The 6,982-nt window shown below is 62.9% G+C and carries 5 protein-coding genes and 1 pseudogene; 3 read left to right on the top strand and 3 right to left on the bottom strand.

Annotation, left to right across the window (positions count from 1 at the left end):
- Positions 1-87: 87 nt before the first annotated feature.
- Both ACFIQF_RS14280 and ACFIQF_RS14275 read left to right on the top strand, forming a co-directional pair.
- Positions 88-228: pseudogene (locus ACFIQF_RS14280) on the top strand (LysR family transcriptional regulator); the annotation flags it as partial.
- 78 nt (positions 229-306) lie between these two features.
- A complete protein-coding gene (locus ACFIQF_RS14275; protein WP_393943837.1) occupies positions 307-951 on the top strand; it encodes a LysR substrate-binding domain-containing protein in 645 nt (214 codons plus the stop codon).
- Between the two features lie 96 nt (positions 952-1,047).
- Here ACFIQF_RS14275 and ACFIQF_RS14270 read toward each other — a convergent pair whose 3' ends face one another.
- Positions 1,048-1,971, bottom strand: coding sequence for a carbon-nitrogen hydrolase family protein (locus tag ACFIQF_RS14270; RefSeq protein ID WP_393943829.1), 924 nt, complete (start codon positions 1,969-1,971; stop codon positions 1,048-1,050).
- Between the two features lie 143 nt (positions 1,972-2,114).
- Between ACFIQF_RS14270 and ACFIQF_RS14265 the strand changes: the two genes are divergently transcribed.
- Positions 2,115-3,671 (top strand): NAD(P)H-hydrate dehydratase, encoded by a 1,557-nt coding sequence (locus ACFIQF_RS14265; RefSeq protein ID WP_393943828.1) that lies wholly within the window; start codon positions 2,115-2,117, stop codon positions 3,669-3,671.
- Between the two features lie 22 nt (positions 3,672-3,693).
- On the opposite strand, the gene ACFIQF_RS14260 is transcribed toward ACFIQF_RS14265, so the two are convergent.
- Both ACFIQF_RS14260 and rnr read right to left on the bottom strand, forming a co-directional pair.
- Entirely contained in the window at positions 3,694-4,449 is a 756-nt protein-coding gene (locus tag ACFIQF_RS14260) for an SDR family oxidoreductase (protein ID WP_393943826.1), read from the bottom strand.
- 185 nt (positions 4,450-4,634) lie between these two features.
- Positions 4,635-6,968 carry a ribonuclease R gene (rnr, locus tag ACFIQF_RS14255; protein WP_393943824.1) on the bottom strand — a complete coding sequence of 778 codons (2,334 nt, stop codon included), beginning with the start codon at positions 6,966-6,968 and terminating at the stop codon, positions 4,635-4,637.
- Positions 6,969-6,982 lie beyond the last annotated feature (14 nt).

The following is a 6,982-nucleotide window of genomic DNA, read 5'->3' as shown; positions in this document are numbered from 1 at the left end:
TTTGCGATATTGCGAACAAGAAAGGCATTTGATATGAAATTACACGAACAAAGTACTTGACGGGCACGACAGTATCTACGCGTATTTGAAGCACTGGTGCAAGAAGGTGCCGCCAGCCGCGCAGCCATTCGCCTGGGCGTGACACAGCCAGCCATCAGCACCGCACTAGGGCGACTGCGCGTGCTCTACGCTGATCCCTTATTCGAGCGCACTGGCCGCGGCCTGCGCCCCACCACACGAGCACTGGAGCTGGCCCCTCTGATTGAAGAAGCGCTGGAGCGTTGCCGCCAGGCACTGGCCCCCTCGATGCCCGGCCTGGATGCACTTGAACGCAGCGTGGGCATTGGCCTGTCCGACGACAGCGAAATCGCCCTGGGCAGCTATTTGCTGACCCAGGTCCACCAACGCCTGCCAGGCGTGCGCATCATCTTTCGCCAAACCCACAGCGGCTTGGCGCAAGACATGCTCATGCGCCACCATATCGACATCGCACTGGCTGCCGGCGGCTTGTCGTCCCCCCTCATTGCGCGCGAGCGCCTGGGCCAAGGCCACTATTTATGCTTGGCCGGCCCCAATACCGCCATTCCAACGACGCCCCAAGCCTATGCCGCCAGCCCGCACCTGCTGGTGTCATCGAGCGGCTTTGTCGGCGTGGTGGATGAAGGCTTGCATGCCGCAGGCTTGCGCCGCCAGGTCAAAGCATCGACCTCGCATTTTGCGGCTGTACCTTTCCTGCTGACCGGCTCCGGCCTGATCACCACCATGCCAACCCACGCCGCGCACGCTATTGCGGCAATCACGCGCCTGCAAACCTTTGCCTGCCCCGTTCCGCTGCCACCGTATGAGCTTGAACTCGCCACCCGCATCGGGAGCAGGCACGACAAGGTATTGCAGCAGATTCGCGCCATGGTGGCAGAAGCCGTGCAGGCGCGCTTTTATTTGACAGGCTGAGAAAGCTGACCAAAGGCAAAGACCGGCAACGCAACGATCCGAGCACCACCGCGCACGCACTAATCGCCCGCCCCAACAGGAAGCAGCCAACAACCATCAACGCTGAAACACGACACTGGCCTTGGGGCGCTCATCCACTTCCAACCGAAAGACGTCTGGGCGAGCGTAGTGCCCAACCACATCAAAGTCATACCGCGCCTTGACCAGGTCCGCCAGATCCAACTCCGCCACCAGCAAGCCCGTCTGATTTTTCAGCGGCCCAGCCACGATCTCACCCATGGGACTGAGAATGACACTACCACCTTGCATCAGCGGCCGATCCTCACCCCAGTGCGGCGCCTCCACACCCAGCTCACGCGGCGAAGGCTGCACCTGGCAGGCACTGACCAGAAAACAGCGGCCCTCATGGGCGATGTGGCGCATCGACACCAGCCAGTTTTCCCGCTCATCCACCGTGGGCGCACACCACACTTCAATGCCCTTGGCATACATGGCCATGCGCAACAAAGGCATATGGTTCTCCCAGCAGATCGCCGCGCCGATCTTGCCCACTGGCGTAGAGACCACCGGCAAGGTCGAGCCATCGCCCTGCCCCCAAATCAAACGCTCGCTGCCCGTAGGCATCAGCTTGCGGTGCGTGGCCACCACGCCTTCGGTTGGCGAGACAAAGAGTGCGGCACAGTGCAAAGTGCTGCCCACGCGCTCGATGATGCCAATAACCAGATGCGCGCCGGTGCGAGCAGCCAGCCCCTCCAGCTCGGTCGTCTCAGGGCCAGGCACATCGATGGCGTTGGCGTAGTAGCGCTCAAACGCCGCTCGGCCTTCGGGCAAGCGGTAACCCAGATAAGTGCCAAAGCTCTCACCCTTGGGATAACCACCCAGCAAAGCCTCCGGCATCACCACCAGTTGCGCGCCCGAAGCCCGTATCTCGCCCTCAAAAGCAAGAATGGACTCCAAAGTCTTGGCCTTCCCCTCGGGGTGCGAGCCCAGTTGCAATGCAGCCACTTTGGAAACAGTCATGAATAAATCCCGGCAGTTGTAAAGAAGGCCTTATCGTCGCGGCAGCAGCACCGGCCAGCAAGCGAGCAAAGCGCACATCTGCTATCAAGCCCATTGATATCAGCCCGCCTGCGGCCTGCATCCACACTGCTACGATGACCACCATGCCCACGCATGCCTCTGTCTACCCCGCCCTTTGCTCCAACGAGCAGACCCGCGCTCTGGAACAAAACCTGGCCGCCAGCCTGCCACCCTACACCTTGATGCAACGCGCCGGCACCGCCAGCGCTCGTCTTGCGCTGGCACTGGCACCACATGCACGCCACATCTGGATCGCCTGCGGCCCTGGCAACAATGGGGGCGACGGGCTGGAAGCCGCCATCCACCTGGCGGCAGCAGGCAAGCAAGTACACATCAGCCTGCTGCCCGCTGACCGCAATGGCACACCCGCCGATGCCAGCCAGGCTTTGCGGCGTGCCCAAGCGGCTGGGCTGCACATTCACAAACAAGCGCCCGAGCATTTCGATTTAGCCATCGATGCACTGTGGGGCATAGGCTTGCGCGCCGATCTGGATTTACCCGCAGGCTCCGCCGCTGCCGATTGGGTGCAGCACCTGCTGCACACCGAAAAGCCTGTGCTTTGTATAGACACGCCTTCCGGCTTGCTGGCCGACACGGGTGCGTTGGCGCCCGCCGCTGCAGCACTGGCGCCCCCCGCGCCTTGCGGCCCACGTTTTACGCTCAGCATGCTGTGCCTGCACCCCGGCCTGTTCACCCACCAGGGCAGTGATTGGGCCGGGCAAGTGTGGCTGGCGCCGCTGGCCCACGGCAGCGACGCGCAAGCCGTCAACCAGCACTTGGCAACCACGCTCGGCGATTCGATGGCCAGCGGCCAACTGGTCACGCACTGCCCTGCGCAAAACCAGGCACAAAACTCGCACAAAGGCCAGTTTGGCGATGTGGGCGTGGTCGGTGGCGCCGCAGGCATGGAAGGCGCAGCCATTTTGGCGGCAACGGCTGCACTGCACAGCGGCGCTGGCCGAGTCATGCTGAATCTGTTGGATAGCGCCGAGCGCCCTGCCGCCTTGGCGCCCGACATCATGCAGCGCCCGCTGAGCGCCATGGCCGGCCTGCGTGGCGCTTTGGTAGCCGGCTGCGGTGGCGGCAACAGCATTGCCGCAGTGCCACCCTTATTACTCGCCCACGCCGGCCCGCTGGTACTGGATGCCGACGCCCTCAATGCCTTGGCGCAAGACGAAGCACTGTGCAACAGCCTGCGCGCCCGCAGCGCTAAGGCCGCCACAGTGCTGACGCCGCACCCGCTGGAACTGGCCCGCTTGCTGAACCACAGCACGGCGCAAATTCAAGCTGACCGCATTGGCGCTGCCAAGCAGGCTGCCGAGCAGTGGCAATGCATTGTGGTACTCAAAGGCAGCGGCAGCATCATCGCCGCGCCCGATGGGCGCTACGCCATCAACCACAGCGGCAATGCGCGCTTGTCGATTGGCGGTACGGGCGATGTCTTGGCCGGCTGCATTGGCTCGCAACTGGCACCTTTGCCCGCCAATGCCGATTGGCAGCAAGCCTGGCAAGCCACGCTCAACGCCGTCTGGCTGCACGGCCGCGTGGCCGATCTGTGGCACCGTTTGCGGCCCGACCAGCCGACGCTGACCGCGTCTGCGCTGGCCGAAACTCTGCCTCGGCAGCCTTGGACTATTTGAAGAACCCAAGGCTGTAGCACGCTCAACCGCGCCCGACAAACGGCATCTTGGTCGCCATGACGGTGTGGAACAGCACATTCGCTTCCGGCGGCAGGTTGGCCATGTAAAGCACTGAGCGGCCCACCACATCCACATCCATCAGCGGCTCTGGCGCAATCTCGCCGTGCGCCTGCATCACGCCTTGCGTCATGCGCATGGCCAACTCGGTGCCGGCGTTGCCCACGTCGATCTGACCCACTGCAATGTCGTACTTGCGGCCGTCGAGCGCGGCGGTTTTGGTCAGGCCCATGACCGCGTGCTTGGTGGCCGTGTAAGCGATCGACATGGGGCGCGGCGCGTGGGACGAAATGGAGCCGTTGTTGATGATGCGGCCACCCATGGGCGATTGCTGACGCATCACGCGGAAAGCCTGCTGCAGGCAATAGAACATGCCGTTCAGGTTGACGTTCACCACATCATTCCAAGTGTCCACTGGCAGCTCGTCAATCGGCACGGCGGGCGCACCACGGCCAGCGTTATTGAACAGCATGTCCACCCGGCCAAAGCGCTCCACCGCCGCATCGAACAAGGCTTTGACTGCTACCGGATCCTTCACATCAGTGGGCACCACCAAGGTCTGCTCGGCCGGCGCGTGGCTCGCCACTTCCTGCAAAGGCTCTGCGCGGCGGCCAGCCAGCACCACGGCCCAGCCATCCTGCAGCAAAGCCAGGGCCGCAGCCCGGCCGATCCCCGTACCAGCACCGGTTACCACGGCAATTTTGCGCTGTGCGTCGCTCATCTTTGTACTCCTTGTTGTGTCGATAAAAATTCTGCCTGGATGACCGGAGGGCGCAAGAAGGGTGACGAAGCCAGTCGCACCGCCTGCGTTGGACGTCTTCCCCGGAAATCCATAAAAACCAAAAAAGCCAAGCCAGCGGGGCTGACTTGGCTTGATCATAGGGCGCTTGGACGGCTTGACCTGTCTTAACGACGACCTTTGCGTGCCGATTTTTTAGCCGCCTGCTTGCTGCCAGACTTACGCTGCTGCTCTTGGCGGCGCGCATTGCCAGACTCACGCGAGGCTGCTTTGTCGCGCTTGAGGCTGGCGCGTTGCGCAGCGTAAGCCTCGTCGCGGCCGTCGCGCAAATCGCGGCCGGGGCTTTCGGCGCCCGCGCTGCGCGCCTTGGCCGATTTGGTGGCTTTGCCCGAGCGCGCCGGTTGCGCAGCCACGTCTTCACCTTCGCGCACCAGGCGGAAATCGATCTTGCGCGCATCCAGATCCACGCGGCTGACCTGAATTTGCAAGCGCGTGCCAATGGCGTAGCGAATGCCGGTGCGCTCGCCGCGCAGCTCTTGGCGCATTTCGTCAAAGCGGTAGTAATCGCCGCCGAGTTCGCTGATGTGGATCAGGCCTTCCACGTACAGCTGGTCCAGCGTGACGAACAAGCCGAACGAGGTGACAGCCGAGACCATGCCGCTGTATTCCTCGCCCAAGTGTTCGCGCATGTACTTGCACTTGAGCCAGGCTTCCACATCGCGGCTGGCCTCGTCGGCGCGGCGCTCGTTGGCGCTGCAATGCAGGCCAGCAGCTTCCCAGGCTTGCACTTCGCGTGAAGCGCGCTGCGTGCGCTGCTGCGCGGCCAGTTGCTGCTTGGGCGCCGCCACCCGCGAAGCCAGGCGCTTGGCCAGCTTGGCCTCGGCCTCACCCGGCGTGGGCAGCGCGGGCAGCTGGTAGCGCTTGCCAGCCAAAATGGCCTTGATGACACGGTGCACCAGCAAATCCGGGTAACGGCGGATCGGGCTGGTGAAGTGCGTGTAGGCCTCATAGCCCAGGCCGAAGTGGCCGCTGTTGATAGGCGTGTAAATGGCTTGCTGCATGGAGCGCAGCAGCATGGTGTGGATCTGCTGCGCATCCGGCCGGTCTTTGGTGGCCTGCGCAATGGCTTGGAACTCGGCGGGCTTGGGATCGTCGCTGATCGACATGCCCACACCCATGGCCTTGAGGTAGCCGCGCAGAATGTCTTGCTTCTCGGGCGTCGGGCCTTCGTGCACGCGGAACAGACCGGGCTGACCGCCTTGCTGAATAAAGTCTGCCGAGCACACGTTGGCCGCAAGCATGGCCTCTTCGATCAAACGATGCGCCTCGGTGCGCGTGCGCGGCACGATCTTTTCGATACGACCGTTGTCGTCGCAGACGATCTGGGTTTCGGTGGTTTCGAAATCCACCGCGCCACGGCGGCCGCGCTGCGACAGCAAGGCCTTGTAAACATCGTGCAGGTTCAGCAGATCGGGCACGCGCTCCTGGCGCTTCATCGCCTCTTGGCCACGGGTGTTGGCCAAGATGGCAGCCACCTCGGTATAGGTGAAGCGCGCATGGCTGTGCATCACCGCCGGGTAGAACTGGTAGGCGTTGATCTCGCCGTCGGCGCTGATCACCATGTCGGCCACCATGCACAAACGGTCCACATCCGGGTTCAGCGAGCACAGGCCGTTCGACAGCTTCTCGGGCAGCATCGGGATGACGCGGCGCGGGAAATACACGCTGGTAGCGCGATCGTAGGCATCCACATCAATGCCATTGCCGGTTTGCACATAGTGGCTCACATCGGCAATGGCCACCAGCAAGCGCCAGCCCTTGGCCCGGCCAATGCGCATAGGCTCGCAATACACCGCATCGTCAAAGTCGCGGGCATCTTCGCCGTCGATGGTGACCAGCGGGATATCCGTCAGGTCAATGCGCGCCTTGCGGTCCATGGCGCGCACTTTGTCTGGCAGCTTTTTGGCCAGCGCCAGGCACTCGTCCGAGAACTCGTGCGGCACGCCGTACTTGCGCACGGCGATTTCAATCTCCATGCCCGGGTCGTCAATCTCGCCCAGCACCTCGACCACGCGGCCCACGGGCTGGCCAAACAGCGCCGGCGGCTCGGTCAGCTCAACGACCACCACCTGGCCGGTCTTGGCCGTGCCGATGGCGCCATTGGGAATCAAAATATCCTGGCCGTAGCGCTTGTCCTCAGGCGCCACCAGCCAGACGCCGCTTTCTTGCAGCAGACGGCCAATGATGGGGTGCGCGGGGCGCTCAATGATTTCTACGATGCGGCCTTCGGGGCGGCCTTTGCGGTCGGTGCGCACAATGCGGGCACGGACCCTGTCGCGGTGCAGTACGGCGCGCATCTCGTTGGCGGGGATGTAGATGTCGCTTTCGTTGTCATCCCTGATCACGAAACCGTGTCCTTCACGGTGGCCCTGTACTACGCCTTCAATTTCTTCTGACAAATTCTCTGCTCCTGTGTTGGAAGCCGTTTTTTTGATATACAATCTCGTTCTTTCCT

The organism is Comamonas trifloxystrobinivorans (assembly GCF_043359985.1).
Classification (GTDB): Bacteria; Pseudomonadota; Gammaproteobacteria; order Burkholderiales; family Burkholderiaceae_C; genus Comamonas; species Comamonas trifloxystrobinivorans.
The sequence above is the reverse complement of the archived record's forward strand: the minus strand, read 5'-3'. Positions and strand labels throughout refer to the sequence as shown.